Genomic DNA, 16,395 nt, shown 5'->3' with positions numbered 1-16,395 from the left:
GATGGCAGTCGCGAGGACCCGCAGCGTGGCCCTGGTCGGTGTCAAAGGCCGCAGCGTGGAAGTGGAAGCCGACGTGGGCAACGGCTTGGCGGGGATCCACCTCATCGGCCTGCCGGACATGGCACTCAGCGAGGCCAGAGAGCGGGTCAGATCGGCGATGGTCAACAGCCATTTCCCCTGGCCAGACGCCCGCATCACAGTAAGCCTCTTCCCCGCAAGCCTCCCCAAGCGTGGCAGCCAGTTCGATCTCGCTATAGCCGTGGCGATACTGGGCGCCGCCGGGGTGGTCCCCGCCGACCGGGTCGCGGAGCCGTTCTTCCTCGGCGAACTCGGCCTCGACGGACGCCTGAGACCTGTGCGTGGCGTTCTCCCGTCGGTGCTGGGCGCGGCCGAGCACGGAGACGTCACGGTGGTCGTCCCCGCCGCCAACTCGGCGGAAGCGACGCTGGTGCCCGACGTCAAGGTGGCGCCGTTCACCGACCTGCGCCAGTTGGTGGAGTGGCTACGAAGGGGAGACGATCCGCCAGAGTGGCACATCCAAGACGTTCCAGAGCCGCCGCAGCCGACCATCCGGCCCGCCGTCGACCTGTCCGACGTGGCCGGCCAGCCGGTAGCCCGCCGAGCACTTGAGATATGCGCGGCAGGAGGCCACAACCTCTGGATGCTGGGGCCGCCCGGAACAGGCAAGACCTTGCTCGCCGAACGCCTGCCCACGCTCCTCCCCGACCTGGAGCTGGACCACGCGCTCGAGGTGACGGCCATCCACTCGGTGGCAGGCGTACTGCCGGCCAGCAGCCCGATGCTGAGCAGACCGCCGTTCGTCAGCCCTCACCACACCGCGACCGCGGCGGCCATCATCGGCGGCGGCAGCACCGTCATACGCCCCGGCGCGGTCTCCCTCGCCCACCGGGGAGTCTTGTTCATGGATGAAGCCCCCGAATTTCCTCGCCATATCCTCGACTCCCTCCGCCAGCCCCTGGAGGCCGGTCGTGTGACGGTGTGCAGATCAGCGGGCTCCGTCACGTTCCCGGCCCGCTTCATGCTCGTCCTCGCCGCCAATCCCTGCCCCTGCGCCCAGCCCCAGGGCCAGGGGGAAAGCTGCCAGTGCTCACCCACGATGCGACGCCGCTACCTGGCCAGGCTGTCCGGCCCGCTTCTCGACCGCGTAGACATGAAGGTCACAGTCGCCCGTACGTCCAGACGCGAGCTCATGGCCGACCGCCAGTTCGTCGAACCGAGCAAGACCGTGGCCGAGCGCGTGCTGGCAGCCCGCCAACGAGCCGCCAAACGCTTGGCCGGCACCGCCTGGCGCACGAACGCCGAAATCCCGTCCGCCGCCCTCCACGCCGACTACCGCCCGTCAGACGCCGCCATGAAGTGCATGACGACCGCCCTCGACTCGGGCACCCTCAGCGCCCGTGGTCTCGATCGCGTCCTACGAGTCGCGTGGACCCTCACGGACTTGGCAGGCAAACCCCGCCCTGAAGACGCGGAAACATCGACAGCCCTCGCCCTGTGGCTGGGCGTGAACACATGACCTTTCGACCCGGTGCGCAGCAAACACCGAGGCCCCGCGTGCCCGTAGCCCACATTCCCACCCCTCAGGAGCGTCGATGACGAGAGCAGAAGTGGAGGCCAGAGCCGCCCTCATGCGCGCAGCCGACGCTGGAGACCCGACGATGGGTCGCCTCGTCGCCTGCTGCGGCGCCGAGGCAGCGATCGATGCTGTACGCACGGAGACCCTCCCGCCCGATTTCATCACCCAGGAAACCCAAGAGCACCGCAGCCCGGACCCCACCCAACTCCAACTCGCGGCCCCCATCCGGCAACACATCCCGGACGCCCACCATCACCAATCGGCGGCCCCCATCCGGCGACACATCCCGGACCCCGCTCAGCACCATTTTGCGGACCCCACCCGGCAACACATTCCGGACCCAACGTGGCAGCACACCGCAGCAGACCTCACTCAACGTCAGCGCAATGACCCAAGCCGGCAACACGGAGACAATCCCGCCCAGAGGCAGACCACAAACCCCCGGGAGCAATGCGAAACGACCCTGACCCCGGAACAAATCACCGACTCCACCGAGCAGCACGTCACAGGCCCCGGCCGGCAATTCGGCACGGCCCTCACAGAGCGCCGCATCGCGGAGCTCACCCAGCGACTACGCGCCTGGCGCGCCCGCCTGGAGTCCGCCGACCCCGCAGCCGACCTCGCCAGCGGCGAACGAAGCGGCGCCAGATTCATCATCCCCGGCAGTCCGGAATGGCCTACTCAGCTGGACCAACTCGGACCGCGCCGCCCCCTCGGCCTGTGGCTCCACGGCTCGGCCGACCTGCGCTTCTCCTGCCTGCGATCGATCGCCGTCGTCGGCGCACGGGCTGCGACGGCGTACGGTGTGCACGTCGCGGCTCAGTTCGCCGTGGGATTCAGTGACTCCGGCTGGACAGTGGTCTCGGGCGGTGCGTTCGGGATCGACGGCGCGGCCCATCGCGGCAGCCTGGCCGCCGACTCTCCGACGGTCGTCGTCCTGGCCTGCGGCGTCGACGTCAGTTACCCGACCGGACATCACGAACTGTTCGCAGCCGCCCGCGACCAGGGCGTTGTGATCAGCGAGTGCCCTCCCGGCGTACATCCCACCCGTGCGCGCTTCCTCATCAGAAACCGTTTGATCGCCGCCCTGTCGCGAGGCACCGTCGTAGTGGAGGCGGCACTCCGCAGCGGCGCACTCAACACAGCCGGTCACGCTTTGTCACTGCAACGCCACCTGGCGGCCGTGCCAGGCCCGATCACCTCCGCCATGTCGGCCGGCTGCCACCGCCTACTTCGCGAACGCAAGGCCGTCTGCGTAACCTCACCTGAGGAAGTGATCGAACTGGTCGGTGCGATAGGCGATGACCTAGCTCCTCAGACCCGTGGCCCGGTCGTCCCACGAGACACGCTGAGCGAGACAACGAGCCGGGTCCTCGACGCCATCCCCACACGCGGCGCCGCAGGCCCCGCATCCATCGCCGTAGCGGCCGGAGTCTCTCTCGACACGGCCCTGAGCGCACTGGGCGGCCTGGCCGCCGCAGGTTACATAGAACGAGTGGCCAAGGGCTGGCGCACCCGCAAAACGCCATCAAGGACGTACGTGAAAGCCGACGAAACAGCACCCCCTAGGCAGTACCCCTCTGACCTAACCGATGACGACGATCTCCCACCTTCACCCGACGATCCGTGAACTTCCCGCGGGCAGTCCACACCCAGGTGCCAACGAGCCGCCCATGACCGTAAGCGATATTGCGAACGGGTGAACGGGCTAAACGCCTACCGATCTGGCCCCTGGGCGGCCGCCCGTTGTCTTATGTATGTCCCGTATGACCACGCAACTCACGACGGCTCGCGCAGCTTCGCCCGATGTACGAACGCAGCCTCCTATCCGATTCTCTTGCGGCGGCGGCCATTTCGGTGGAGCAGATCAAAAGGCCGGTGCTGCTGGCGGCGGGGAGGACGACCAGGTCTGGTCGGGCAAGAATCGTCTGCATCGGCGTCGTCGCGATCGTTAAGCTTCTGGCGGCCTGATCAGCAGGAGGGGGCGGCCGTGGGCACACGCCGGTGGTTGCCCGCTCCCGAGCGCTAGTCTGCCCAGTGAAACTTTCAAGCATTCTTCCTGGTCACAGCCATAGAACCCACGGTGCGTTGACGAGCGTGAAGACGGCAGCCGAGCATGACGCCGCGTTCTCCCTCTTCGAAAGGCACCCCCATGCACTTGTCCAAGGCGCTAACGGCAGCCCTGGCCACGCTGGTGGCCGGAGCGGCAGTCGCTGTCGCGGTGACCACCGCCGCCCCGGCAGGCGCGGCCGCCGGCACGGGCACCGGCTACCTGCACACCAGCGGCAACAAGATCATTGACAGCACGGGCGCGACCGTGCGCCTGACCGGCCTTAACTGGTTCGGCATGGAGACCGACAATCGGACCTTCCACGGCCTGTGGTCGAGCACTCCCTGGAAGGGCCACATCGACAAGATGGCCTCGCTGGGCTACAACACGATCCGCGTGCCGTACTCCAACGATGCGCTCAAGCCCGGCGCCACGGCCACCGGCATCAACGACTACGTCAACCCCGACCTGATCGGTCTGTCGCCGCTGCAGATCCTGGACAAGATCATCGCGTACGCGGGCGGCAAGGGCATGCGGATCATCCTCGACCGCCACCGCCCGACCGCCGCGGGCCAGTCCGCGCTCTGGTACGTCTCCGCCACGCCGGAGAGCACCTGGATCAACGACTGGAAGGCGCTGGCCCAGCACTACGCGAACAACCCCACCGTCATCGGCGCCGACCTGCACAACGAGCCGCACGCCGAGGGCACCAACCCCAACGCGACCGGTTCCTGCTGGGGCTGCGGCGACCAGGCCCGCGACTGGCGGCTGGCCGCCGAGCGGGCCGGCAACGCGGTCCTGTCGGTCAACCCCAACTGGCTGATCTTCGTGGAGGGCGTGAGCTGCCCGAGCGGCGGCCTGTCCAACGTGTGGGACGGCGATCCCAGCAACGACGAGGACTGCGGCTGGTGGGGCGGGAACCTGTCGAAGGCGGGCCAGTATCCGGTACGGCTCAACGTGGCCAACCGCCTGGTCTACTCGCCCCACGACTATGCGACCTCGGTCTACCACCAGACCTGGTTCGACGCACCCGACTACCCCGCCAACCTGCCGGCCATCTGGGACAAGTACTGGGGCTACCTGTACAAGCAGAACATCGCGCCGATCATGATCGGCGAGTTCGGCACCACCCTGGCCGCGAACGTGGACAAGATCTGGCTGCAGGAGCTCCTGAAGTACACGGGTACCGGGGTGAACGGGATGTCGTTCACCTACTGGTCGTGGAACCCGAACTCCGGTGACACCGGGGGCATCCTCAACGACGACTGGACCACCGTCAACCAGGCCAAGCAGGCCATCCTCCAGCCGTACCTGATCCCGCCGACCGGCGGCACCGGGCAGCCCTCCGATACGCCCACGCCCAACCCTCCCGGGCAGTGCACGGTGACGTACAAGCAGACGAACTCTTGGCAGGGCGGCTTCCAGGGCGAGCTGACGGTGAAGAACACCGGCACCGGCACGATCAGCGACTGGACCGCCACCTGGACGCTCCCGTCGGGGGTGACGCTGGTCAACGGCTGGAACGCGGTCGTGACCCAGTCGGGCACCACGTGGACCGCCAAGGGCCCCGACTACGCCAAGAACCTCGCCCCCGGCGCGTCGGTCGCCGTCGGCTTCACCGCCAATGGCCCGGCCGCCCAGCCCACCAACGCCACCTGCTCCTGACCTCTCTCACTGTGACGGGCTCCCGTTCCTTCCCACTGTCACGGGCTCCCGTTCCTTCCCACTGTCACGGGCTCTCGTCTCTTCCCACCGTCAAGGGCTGCCGGCCTTACGACCATCGCGAGCTCTTGGCCCTCCGCCGTCGCGGGCGGACGCGCTCCCGCCCGCGGCCCCCGAACGAGCGCCTGCCCCGCGAACCACGGCCGAGCGCCTGCCCCGCGAACCACGGCCGAGCGCCTGCCCCGCGAACCACGGCCGAGCGCCTGCCCCGCGAACCACGGCCGAGCGCCTGCCCCGCGAACCACGGCCGAGCGGCGGTCGGTGACCTGGGCCGCTTCTGGCGCGCCGTTGCGAGTGGGCGATCTCGGGGCCAGATCGCTGATCCGCCGATGGCGTCCCGCCGAGGGGGGATCCACGAGCTCGCTGCGTGGCCTGGCTTCTGCCAGGGATGATCGGGTGCGAGCGGCCGAGAAACCAAGCGACTCTGCGAGTCGCCATCGATCTACGACCAACGAGACACCACCCCATCGGTCGGCTGGTGGTCGTGGACCAATGTGCAAAGGTGAAAGAAACGAGGCGACGGTAGGCCGATATACGGGTACAAGCCCGGCTGCGGGCCGTCGATCGCCTGGTGCGCGTGGCTCCGGCAGCGGTCGGCGTCTGTGAGAAGGGAGGCGCTTGTGGCCGACGAGTGGCTGGGGGCGGATGAGGTGACAGCCGAATTCGGCAGATATTTGCGGTTTGAAAGAGACCTGTCCCCGCATACCGTGCGTGCTTATCTCTCCGACGTCACAGCCCTGTTCGAGCACCTGGACGGTCAGCTCCACGGTCTTGATATCGGTACGTTGCGCGAATGGCTGGCCGAGCAGCATGCCAACGGTAAGGCGAGGGCGACGCTGGCGCGCAGGACCGCCTGCGTACGTACCTTCACGGCCTACTGCCATCGCCGGGGCTGGTTGCCGGACGACCCCGGCCTGCTGTTGGGCAGTGCCAAGGCTCCCCGCCCGTTGCCTGCCGTACTCGATCTGGAGCAGGTTCAGGCCGCCCTTGAAGTGCCGTCGGACGGAGAGCCCAAGGAACTGCGGGATCAGGCCATCCTGGAGCTGCTTTACGCCACAGGGGTGCGGGTGAGTGAGCTGTGCGCGCTGGACGTCGACGATGTCGACCGGGATCGGCACGTCATCAGGGTGCTGGGCAAGGGCCGTAAGGAACGGTCGGTGCCGTTCGGGTTGCCCGCGCTCCGTGCTCTGGACAGGTGGTGCGTCCACGGACGCCCCCGGTGGATCCGCGCCGGCTCGGGGGCGGCGGTGTTTCTCGGGGTACGAGGCGGGCGGATTGACGCGAGTACGGTGCGCCGCGTGGTGCACGCCCGCTTGCGTGAGGTCGAGGGAGCACCGGACATGGGCCCGCACGGGCTGCGACACACCGCGGCGACGCACCTGCTCGAAGGCGGCGCCGACCTGCGCAGCGTCCAGGAGCTTCTCGGACACGCATCGCTGCACACCACCCAGATCTACACGCACGTCTCGATCGAGCGCCTCCGCACGGCATACCGCCAGGCACACCCCAGGGCGTGACCGGACATCGGTTCGGAGCCCAATGGGATTGGGTTCGGGATTCAACAGGGGACTGAGTTTCGGGCTTAATGGAACTTGTTTCCGGCTTCGAGGGGGCTGGCCTCCGAATCCAGCGGGGGCCGGGTTCCGGGCCCAACGGGGATGTGGCTGGGGCTGGGGTCCGGCCGGGGATCGGGTTCCGGGTCCAGCGGGGTGGATCTAGCGCGCGATCTACGAGGCGTATGACCGACTTCGCTCGGTGAGATTTGGCGGGTTGGTCGGGCCGACTGGCCTCATGACCGTGTCAGCTGGGGTCCCGTGTGGCAAGGCCTGGATGACGTCCCGCGGAGCGGTGCCGTTTCTCGGTCACTCGGCTCCTCGGCCCCTCGGCTCCTCGGCTCCTCGGCCACTCGGCCACTCGGCCCCTCGGCTCCTCGGCCCTGTGAGTCCCAATAGAAGCCCTACAGCGAGATCGTGGATCCACCATTCAGCGGGACGGTGCCCACAGCCCCAGGCAGGCGGCCGCCCTGGGTTATCGCTTGGTGGGCCTGGCTCTGCGTCGGCGCTTTCGTGGGGGTCGATTGCGCTGCTGTTTGCGGTGCTGACCTCGTGCGGCGCGGGGGTGCTGCGTGCGTGTACTTCGATGGCGGCGCATCAGGGTGAACAGCAGTAATGCGCTGAACAGCGTGCTGAGGCTGATGACTGCGATGGCGGGTTTCGAGGCCGAACGTGCCGCGAGGCGGAAGGCGGGGGTGGCAGCGGCGGGCCAGGAGGGTTCGCTCGAAACGGTGGTGCCGGGCGCAGGGGCGCGACTTGACCGAGGTGGCGATGTCAGCAGTCGGGTGGTCGCCGTTGTTGCCGTAGAGGGAGCCATGCCGGCGGGTGACGGGTGGAGGAGTTCGGTGCTTGAGGGTGGTGGCTGCGTCGAGAGGGCGGCGGTGTCCGGGGCGTCCAGGTTCCAGTAAGGGAGGAGGCGGATGTGGGCTCGGCCGAGGAGGAGCAAGGGGTCGAGGTAGTGGGAGCCGCGCAGGAGGCCCCAGTGAAGACAGGCTTCTCGGCAGTGGCCAGTCGTGCGTTCGATGACGCCGATGCGGGTGCCGGGCGTTACGCGCTGGTATCGGCGTACTGACGCGTTGACCGGCAGATACGTGGTGCGTAGGCCGTCCGTGTGCTCGATGGTGACCACGCCCCGGCCCGCGAGAGGGCCGGCGAAGCGGACGATGCCTGGGCCTGCGGCTACGACAGAGGTGCTGGGTGCGGCGGCGAGGTCGATGCCCCGATGGCCCGACAGCCATGGCTCGGGTGGGGGTGCGAAGTGGCGGAGGACTCTGGGATGTCCGTCGAGTGGCCATCGCCAGGTGGGACGGTTGGCGGCGGCAGCAGGGCTTGCGAGTGCCATGGGAATCAAGGGAATGGCGAGGGCGAGCAGGGCCGTCAGAAGCGCCATCGGGCCTGAGGGCGTTCCTCGCCGAAGGTGCTTTGTTGGCGGGGGATGGGTCGACCTGCTGCTGTCGTGGGGGCGCGGGTGGATTGTGGGGTTTTTGTGGTTGAAGAGGTGGTGGTGAGTTGTGGGGTTTTGGTGGCCGAATGGGCGCGGAGAATTGAGGCCGAAGGAGTGCGGGGAATCAGCGCCGGAAAGGCGCGCGAAATCAGGGCTGGAGGGGCTGGTGGGAGCGACGGGGTTGGAGTGATGGGGTGCCGGAGTGATGGGGTTGGATTGATGGGGTGCCGAAGTGATGGGGTTGAAGTGATGCGGTGTTGGAGGGGCGGAGTTGGAGTGGGTAAGAGGTGGCGGAGCGCTGCCTGATCGCGCACACCGAGCGGAGCGGGGGATGGCGTGGATGGGCATGTGGTGAGTTTGCGGGAGAGGTGGGGGGCCTCGGAGGGACGAACGTAATTCTGTGGAAAAGGGGGGGCGCAGGTCGGTAAGCCTGTGGATAGCTGCTGGCATCGTGGCGCGGGCAGGATTGGAGAGGCGGCATGGTCGAGCTGCGCGGGGCCCGGGTGATCCTCAGGGACGTCGTACGGGATGACGAGGCGCGACTGCGGGAGATCGCGGGGGCGCCGGAGGTGGCCAAGTGGTGGGGGCCGGTCGATGAGTTCGACGACATGCTGGCCATCACGGTCGGCGGCGAGGTGATCGGGGCGATTCAGTACGAGGAGGTCGAGGATCCGATGTATCGCAGCTCGGGGATCGACATCTTCCTCGGACCGCGGTGGCATGGACGCGGATTCGGTCAGGAAGCCGTTCGTACGCTGGCGCGATGGTTGATCGAGGAGCGGGGGCATCATCGGCTGACCATCGATCCGGCGGCGCACAACACGGTGGCCATCAACGCTTACGAGCGGGTGGGGTTCAAGCGGGTGGGGGTCATGCGGGCTTATGAGCGGGATCCGGTGAGTGGGGAATTTCACGACGGGCTGCTTATGGACCTACTGGCGGGCGAGCTGATCTAGCTAAGAGAAGGGCCGTGTCTCGCCGGGGCCGAGGGTTGTGGTCGAAGGGTTGATAGCTGAGGCCCGGGTGTAGTCCCCTGAGCCTTATGTCACGGATGGTGGCGCTGGATACTCCATGCTGCGGTGTTCACCGTGCTTGGCCGTCAGGCTGAACGTCGGCCGTCATGGTGTGTCGGTTGGATGGTGAACGTCGGTCGTCATGGTGCGGCGATTCAATGGGGACCGTCAGTTGATGGCGCTGGACGAGGCGTTCTCGTCTGGAAGGGCGCAGGACTTCGAGGGCTCTGGTGAGGGCTGGGTCGGTGCCGGGTCAATGGGGTCCGCGAAGCGGCGGCGACGGCCGGGGCGCAGGGGAGAGGTCCAGATCCAGATCGTACTGAGTGCGATGCCGACCGCTGAGACGAGGATGACGGGACGCAGGCCCGCGAACTCGGCCAGTACGCCACCCACGAGGCCGCCCAGGGCCATCACGCCCTGTACGGCGAACGTCATGGTGGCATTGACACGGCCACGGAGTTCGGGGGCGGTTTCGCGCAGGACGATCGCGCCCATGCAGGTGGCGAACGCGACCACGACGCCACCCGTGACGATGCCGGTGAGCGTGAGCAGAGTCAGCTTCCACCAGAGGGGTCCGCTGAGCAGGCCCACTGCCAGGATTTCGATCGGGAAGAAGAGTACGGAGGCGAGGAGCACGCGGTTCTCGCCGTAGCGTTTGGCGGCACGGGTGGTGATCCAGGCGCCGATGAGCCCGCCGACGCCGCCGAGGGCGATGAGGGCGCCGATGAGGCCCCTGGGGATGCCGAGGGTGTTCACCATGTACAGCATGTAGACGGCCGTATAGGCCATGGCGAAGAAGTTGATGGTGACGCCCGCGCCGAGGAGGGCGCGGAGTACGGGATGGGTGGTGCTGGCGCGGAGCCCTTCGGTCACGTCTCGCCACATGCCTCGGGAGGGGGTCGGCTCGTTCTTCTCCGGAGTACGGATCGAGCGCAGCAGCAGCGCCGAGGCCAGGAACGACAGCGCCTCCGTGAGCACCGCCAGCGGGGCCGTCAGCAGTTGTACGAGGAGCCCGGCCAGGCCGGGGCCGCCGACAGAGGCCACTGAGTAGGAGGCGTGGAAGCCGGCCATGGCCTCCGTCCGCTGTTCGGGGGAGACGATCGCGGCCACGTGCGGGAAGTTCGCGGCCTTGAAGAGCACGCCGGCCGAGCCGATGACCAGAGCGACGACGATGAGCCAGAACGCGTTGAGTACGCCCAGGAGCCAGGCCACGGGGACCGTCAACGCGGCGGCGCAGGAGATGAGTTCGCAGGCGATCATGAGGGGGCGGTGGCGCGAGAGGCGGTCGGCGATCGCGCCCGACTGGAGGCCGAAGAGCAGCGCGGGGAGCGAGGCCGCGGCAGTGAGCAGGCCCATTTGCATAGGGGAGGCGGCGAGGAGGGTGACCGCGGTCAGCGGCACGGCCAGCTTGGACACCTCGGAGCCCGTTATGGAGATGGTGCGAGCGGTCCAGAGCAGTCGATAGTCGCGCTGCTGAAGGAGAGGGGTGAGGTTTGGCGTTGGTGGGGCGCCCCCGGGTGAGGTCGCCTCGCCCGGAGGAATCGGATCGCGGGGCGTGGAGGCAGAGCAGGGGGCGTGGGTGGGCGAAGGTGCCGATTCGTGAAGGGAACGCTTCATAACTATGAAAGTAACCCTTCAGAGTTGTGAAGGCAATACTTCACATTGCCTCCGGGTACCTTTGTGCCATGACACGGGAGAGCCTCAGTGACCCCAAGGCGATGCGGGCCCTGGCGCACCCGGCCCGGCTGGCGATCCTTAATCGGCTGGGCGTCGATGGCAGCGCCACGGCCACCGAGGTCGCCGAGGTCGCCGGCATCACTCCGAGTGCCGCCAGTTACCACCTGCGCATGCTGGCCAAGTACGGATTCGTGGAGGATGCGCCGCCGCGTGGCGACGGACGGGAGCGGGTTTGGAAGCCGGCGAGTACGCCCCTGTCGGTCGGCGTGCAGCCGGGCGATCAGCCGGAGGTGCGTGAGGCCAAGAACCTGCTGATCCAGGCGTTTCGCCGGGAAGCGGATGAGGAGGCCCGGCGGGCGCTGGAGAACATCGACCAGGAGCCCGAGGCGTGGCGCGAGGTGACCCGCTTCAGCCGCCTGATGCTGCGGCTCGACGCCGAGGAGATGGCGCGGCTCCATGTCGAGGTCGAGAAGCTGTTCGAGCCGTACCTGGCGCGCAATCGCGATGAGCGGGCGGCGCCTCCTGGTGCCAGGGTCGCCGAGGCCCAGGTCAATCTCTTCCCGCATGTGAGAAGGGCGGCGCCGGGGCTGCCCACGGAGGACCACGACGCGGGCTGACCCGAGACGGTCAGGCCGGGGCGGCGTGGGAGGTAGACTTTTGGGTGGCCTGTGCATCGCAGGCCGACTTCGCATGCCCCATCGCGGACCGCGCCATCGGTCCGAGCCACGGCTCGGCTGGAGCGTTTCGGGGCATCAGGGCGACAGCCACTGGGCTGCCGCGGCACAACCGAGAACTGCGCCCGCCCGCACGGGCGCCCAGACCTGGAGGACCAGCACATGGCCCCCGTCGTCACCATGCGACAGCTGCTCGAGAGCGGCGTTCACTTCGGGCACCAGACGCGCCGCTGGAACCCGAAGATGAAGCGCTTCATCTTCACCGAGCGCAACGGCATCTACATCATCGACCTGCAGAAGTCGCTGTCCTTCATCGACCGTGCCTACGACTTCGTCAAGGAGACTGTCGCCCACGGCGGCACGATCCTGTTCATCGGCACCAAGAAGCAGGCGCAGGAGGCCATCTCCGAGCAGGCGGCTCGCGTCGGCATGCCGTACGTGAACCAGCGCTGGCTGGGTGGCATGCTCACCAACTTCTCCACCGTGCACAAGAGGCTTCAGCGTCTGAAGGAGCTCGAGGAGCTCGACTTCGACAACGTCGCCGCCTCGGGGCTCACCAAGAAGGAGCTCCTCATGCGCCGGCGTGAGAAGGACAAGCTCGAGCGCACGCTCGGCGGCATCCGTGACATGGGCCGCGTGCCCAGCGCGGTGTGGATCGTCGACACCAAGAAGGAGCACATCGCGATCAGCGAGGCCAAGAAGCTTGGCATCCCTGTCGTCGCGATCCTCGACACCAACTGCGACCCCGACGAGGTCGACTACCCGATCCCCGGCAACGACGACGCCATCCGCGCCGTCGGCCTGCTGACCAGGGTCGTCGCCGACGGTGTCGCGGCCGGTCTGATGGCCCGCTCGGGTGCCGCCCGTGGTGACGAGAAGCCCGCTGCCGCCGAGCCGCTGGCCGAGTGGGAGCGCGAGCTCATCGAGCAGGGCACCGCGGAGCAGGCCGCCCCTGAGCCGGCTGCCGAGGCCGCCGCTCCCGAGGCCGAGGCTGCTGCTCCCGAGGCTGAGGCTGCTGCCCCCGAGGCTGAGGTCGAGGCTCCGGCCGAGGTCGTGGCTGAGGCTGAGGTTCCCGCTGAGGCTGAGGCCGCTCCGGCCGCCGCCGAGGGCGAGACCGAGCAGCAGCAGGCCTGACCGCTCACTCCTCGGGTAAAGACCGAGGTGGCGAGCAGTCGCGTACCGAGCCCGGCTCAGTGGAGTGATCCGCGAGGGCCGAGCGGAGCCGCAGATGCTGAGCCCGGCGACGGGGGTCAAGGCCCCCGCCGCCGGGCAAGGCCGGAAGAGCCAGGCGAGCAGCAAGGCCGCGAAGGCAGGGCTGCTCACCAGGTAAGACCCCAAGCTCCTGTACGGCAGCCGCCGGCCGTACGAACCATAGGGTGAGTGCTTGATCGTCGGCGCCCACCCGATCCACGACGAAATCCCACAAGGAAAAAGCAATGGCTTCCGTGAACATGGCCGACGTCAAGCGGCTTCGCGAGATCACCGCGGCCGGAATGATGTCTTGCAAGAAGGCGCTCGAAGAGGCTGACGGCGACATCGACCGCGCCATCGAGCTGCTGCGCCTCAAGGGCGCCAAGGACGTGGGCAAGCGCGAGGCGCGCACCGCCTCCAACGGCCTGGTCGCGCTCAAGCAGGATGGCGACTCCGCCGCCGCGCTGCTGGAGCTCAACTGCGAGACCGACTTCGTGGCCAAGGCCGAGCGCTTCCAGGAGCTGGCCGGTCAGGTCGTCGCGCACGTCCTGGCCACCAAGCCGGCCGAAGTGGCGGCGCTGCTCGAGTCCTCGTTCGACGGCAAGACCGTCAAGGAGCACCTCGACGAGGCCAACGTCGCGCTGGGCGAGAAGGTCGAGATCCGCCGGTTCGCGGTGCTGGAGGGCGGCTACGTCGGCGCCTACATGCACCGCACCGACCCGGCGCTGCCGCCGGCCGTCGGCGTGCTGGTCCAGCTCGACAAGCCGAACGCCGAGGTCGCCAAGGACATCGCGCAGCACGCCGCCGCGATGGCCCCCCATTACCTCAATGCCGCGGCCGTTCCCGCCGACGTCGTCGACAAGGAGCGCAAGCTCTTCGAGGAGATGACGCGCGAGGAGGGCAAGCCCGAGGCTGCCATCGGCAAGATCGTCGAAGGCCGCGTCAGCGGCTGGTACAAGGACTTCACCCTGCTCCAGCAGGCGTTCGTCAAGGACAACAAGAAGACCGTCGGCAAGTACGCCGAGGAGAACGGCACCGAGGTGCTGGCCTTCGTTCGCTTCAAAGTCGGCCAGGCTTAGGCTTGAACGAAATTCCAGCCCATCGAACCGCCTAAGAGGGAGGCCGCCGCCGTGCAGGAGAACCAGGAGCCAGCTACGTCGGCGGCTTCTTCGTATCAGAACCCGCTCCGGTGGAAGCGGGTCATGCTGAAGCTGTCAGGTGAGGCGTTCGCCGGTGGCGACCCGCTGGGGATCGACCCGCTGGTGGTCGATCATCTGGCCGACTCGATCGCCGAGGCCGTACGCGAGGGTGTGCAGGTGTCGGTGGTGGTCGGCGGCGGCAACATGTTCCGCGGCGCGGCGCTGTCCGAGCAGGGCATCGACCGCGCCCGCGCCGACTACATGGGGATGCTGGGCACCGTCATCAACTGTCTCGCGCTGCAGGACTTCCTGGAGCGGCGCGGCGTCGAGACCCGCGTGCAGACCGCCATCACCATGCAGCAGGTCGCCGAGCCGTTCCTGCCGCGCCGCGCGATCAGGCACCTGGAGAAGGGGCGTGTGGTCATCTTCGGTGCCGGCCTCGGCTCGCCGTTCTTCTCCACCGACACCGCGGCGTCCCAGCGCGCCCTGGAGATCGGCGCCGAGGCGCTGCTCAAGGGTACGCAGGTGGACGGGGTCTACGACTCCGATCCACGGAAGAATCCCGACGCGGTCAGGTTCGACCACCTCGACTATGGCGAGGTGCTGATCCGCGACCTCCAGGTCATGGACGCCACCGCGATCAGCCTGTGTAAGGACAACGACCTTCCGATCGTCGTCTTCGACTTGATGGGCGAGGGCAACATCCTGCGAGCGGTCCGCGGTGAGAAAATCGGCACGCTGGTGAGTCCCGCAGGCAAATGAGGGAGCGCGCCCGACATCGCCAGCTAGAAGACAGGGAGCCGCTGTGATCGACGAAACCCTCCTCGAAGCCGAGGAAAAGATGGACAAGGCCGTTACGGTCGCGAAGGACGACTTCGCGGGCATCCGGACGGGCCGGATAACCCCTTCGATGTTCAACAAGATCAATGCCGAGTACTACGGCACGCCGACCCCGATCCAGCAGTTGGCCTCGTTCCATGTGCCCGAGGCCCGCATGGTGATCATCCAGCCCTACGACAAGGGTTCGATGAGCGCGATCGAGAAGGCGATCCGTGACTCCGACCTGGGCGTCAACCCCGGCAACGACGGGGCGGTGATCCGCGTGTCGTTCCCCGAGCTGTCGGAGGACCGGCGCAAGGAGTACATCAAGGTCGCCAGGAACAAGGGCGAGCACGCCAAGGTGTCCGTGCGCAACATCCGTCGTACCGCCAAAGAGATCCTCGACAAGATGATCAAGGACGGGGAGGCGGGCGAGGACGAGGTCCGCCGCGCGGAGAAGGAGCTCGACGACATCACCCAGAGGCACGTCGCCCAGATCGACGAGCTGCTCAAGCACAAGGAAACCGAGCTGCTCGAGGTCTGAGCGGTGCGCCGCACGGCCCTCGCCCGGTGGCGGGGGCCGTGGCTCATGGGAGACCCAGGAAGAGATCTGTGGACGAAAGTACGGCTGGCACCAGCCCGAGCGGCGGCAGCCGTACCGGACGGAACCTGCCTGCCGCCATAGCGGTGGGCCTGGGGTTGGGCGCGCTGGTCATCGGCACGCTCTACACCGTCAAGGAACTCTTTCTCCTGGTGCTGGCGGGGGCCGTGGGCGTCGGGGTCGTGGAGCTGATCCAGGCGTTCGGGAGCCGCGGCATCAAGGTGCCGGCCGTGCCCCTGCTCGGCGGCATGGTCGCGATGTTCGCCGGTGCCTACTGGGGCGGGCCCGTCTGGCTGCTCGGCGCGTTCGTGGTGGTCGTCTTCGTCCTGCTGATCTGGCGGATGTTCAGCGACGGCATCGACGGCTACGTACGCGACACGACCGCTTCGGTGTTCATCCTGGTCTACCCGCCGCTGCTGGCCGGGTTCGCGGCGCTGCTGCTGGCGCCCGGCGACGGCCGTGATCGGGTGGTCATCTTCATCGCGGTGACCGTGGCCAGCGATATCGGCGGCTACATCGCGGGCGTGCTGTTCGGCAAGCACCAGATGACCGTCATCAGCCCGAAGAAGACCTGGGAAGGGCTGGCCGGGTCCGTCATCGCGTGCGTGGCGGTGGGAGCCTGGCTGGTGAGCTGGCTCATGGACGGGCAGCTCTGGCAGGGCGCCCTGATCGGCGCGCTCGTGGCGGTGCTAGCGACCGTCGGCGACCTGATCGAGTCGATGATCAAGCGGGATCTCGGTATCAAGGATCTGGGTACGCTCCTGCCCGGCCACGGCGGTCTCATGGACCGGCTCGACTCGCTGGTGACCACGCTGGTGCCGGTCTGGCTGCTGATGACGCTGTTCTTCTAACGCTGTTCTTCTAACGCTGTTCTTCTAACGCTGCTCTTCTGACGCTGTTGTTCGGACGCGTGTC

At 67.8% G+C, this 16,395-nt stretch carries 14 protein-coding genes; 12 read left to right on the top strand and 2 right to left on the bottom strand.

The window, feature by feature from the left end:
• Nucleotide 1: 1 nt before the first annotated feature.
• The 5 genes from AB0H88_RS48530 (at nt 2) to AB0H88_RS48510 (ending at nt 6,886) form a co-directional block, all read left to right on the top strand.
• Nucleotides 2-1,537, top strand: a complete 1,536-nt coding sequence (locus AB0H88_RS48530) for a YifB family Mg chelatase-like AAA ATPase (RefSeq protein ID WP_357656466.1) — start codon at nt 2-4, stop codon at nt 1,535-1,537.
• A 76-nt stretch (nt 1,538-1,613) separates the two neighbouring features.
• Entirely contained in the window at nt 1,614-3,227 is a 1,614-nt protein-coding gene (dprA, locus tag AB0H88_RS48525) for a DNA-processing protein DprA (protein ID WP_357656465.1), read from the top strand.
• 176 nt (nt 3,228-3,403) lie between these two features.
• Nucleotides 3,404-3,568, top strand: a complete 165-nt coding sequence (locus AB0H88_RS48520; protein WP_357656463.1) for a hypothetical protein — start codon at nt 3,404-3,406, stop codon at nt 3,566-3,568.
• Nucleotides 3,569-3,749: 181 nt separating this feature from the next.
• Nucleotides 3,750-5,312: a cellulase family glycosylhydrolase gene (locus AB0H88_RS48515; protein ID WP_357656461.1), complete on the top strand. Its 1,563-nt coding sequence runs from the start codon at nt 3,750-3,752 to the stop codon at nt 5,310-5,312.
• Nucleotides 5,313-6,019: 707 nt separating this feature from the next.
• Nucleotides 6,020-6,886: a tyrosine recombinase XerC gene (locus tag AB0H88_RS48510; RefSeq protein WP_357656487.1), complete on the top strand. Its 867-nt coding sequence runs from the start codon at nt 6,020-6,022 to the stop codon at nt 6,884-6,886.
• Between the two features lie 511 nt (nt 6,887-7,397).
• Here the strand turns inward: AB0H88_RS48510 and AB0H88_RS48505 are convergent.
• Entirely contained in the window at nt 7,398-8,264 is an 867-nt protein-coding gene (locus tag AB0H88_RS48505; protein WP_357656485.1) for a M23 family metallopeptidase, read from the bottom strand.
• Between the two features lie 581 nt (nt 8,265-8,845).
• Here AB0H88_RS48505 and AB0H88_RS48500 point away from each other — a divergent pair.
• Nucleotides 8,846-9,322 carry a GNAT family protein gene (locus AB0H88_RS48500; protein WP_357656460.1) on the top strand — a complete coding sequence of 159 codons (477 nt, stop codon included), beginning with the start codon at nt 8,846-8,848 and terminating at the stop codon, nt 9,320-9,322.
• 225 nt (nt 9,323-9,547) lie between these two features.
• On the opposite strand, the gene AB0H88_RS48495 is transcribed toward AB0H88_RS48500, so the two are convergent.
• Nucleotides 9,548-10,996, bottom strand: coding sequence for an MFS transporter (locus AB0H88_RS48495; protein ID WP_357656458.1), 1,449 nt, complete (start codon nt 10,994-10,996; stop codon nt 9,548-9,550).
• 68 nt (nt 10,997-11,064) lie between these two features.
• Between AB0H88_RS48495 and AB0H88_RS48490 the strand changes: the two genes are divergently transcribed.
• The 6 genes from AB0H88_RS48490 to AB0H88_RS48465 all read left to right on the top strand — a co-directional run bounded on the left by AB0H88_RS48490 (nt 11,065) and on the right by AB0H88_RS48465 (nt 16,331).
• On the top strand, nt 11,065-11,673 hold the full coding sequence (locus tag AB0H88_RS48490) for a helix-turn-helix domain-containing protein (RefSeq protein ID WP_357656457.1): 609 nt from the start codon (nt 11,065-11,067) through the stop codon (nt 11,671-11,673).
• 219 nt (nt 11,674-11,892) lie between these two features.
• Entirely contained in the window at nt 11,893-12,864 is a 972-nt protein-coding gene (rpsB, locus tag AB0H88_RS48485; RefSeq protein WP_357656456.1) for a 30S ribosomal protein S2, read from the top strand.
• A gap of 302 nt (nt 12,865-13,166) precedes the next feature.
• On the top strand, nt 13,167-14,000 hold the full coding sequence (gene tsf / locus AB0H88_RS48480) for a translation elongation factor Ts (protein WP_357656455.1): 834 nt from the start codon (nt 13,167-13,169) through the stop codon (nt 13,998-14,000).
• 123 nt (nt 14,001-14,123) lie between these two features.
• A complete protein-coding gene (gene pyrH, locus AB0H88_RS48475; RefSeq protein WP_225290523.1) occupies nt 14,124-14,822 on the top strand; it encodes a UMP kinase in 699 nt (232 codons plus the stop codon).
• A gap of 43 nt (nt 14,823-14,865) precedes the next feature.
• Entirely contained in the window at nt 14,866-15,423 is a 558-nt protein-coding gene (frr, locus tag AB0H88_RS48470) for a ribosome recycling factor (protein ID WP_357656453.1), read from the top strand.
• 68 nt (nt 15,424-15,491) lie between these two features.
• The gene (locus AB0H88_RS48465; protein WP_357656452.1) at nt 15,492-16,331 is read left to right on the top strand and encodes a phosphatidate cytidylyltransferase; all 840 of its coding nucleotides are present in this window, start codon (nt 15,492-15,494) and stop codon (nt 16,329-16,331) included.
• Nucleotides 16,332-16,395 lie beyond the last annotated feature (64 nt).

This window comes from Nonomuraea sp. NPDC050680, from assembly GCF_040654555.1.
In the GTDB taxonomy this organism is placed as follows: Bacteria; Actinomycetota; Actinomycetes; order Streptosporangiales; family Streptosporangiaceae; genus Nonomuraea.
Note: the sequence above shows the minus strand (reverse complement) of the source record. Positions and strands in the feature narration are given on the sequence as shown.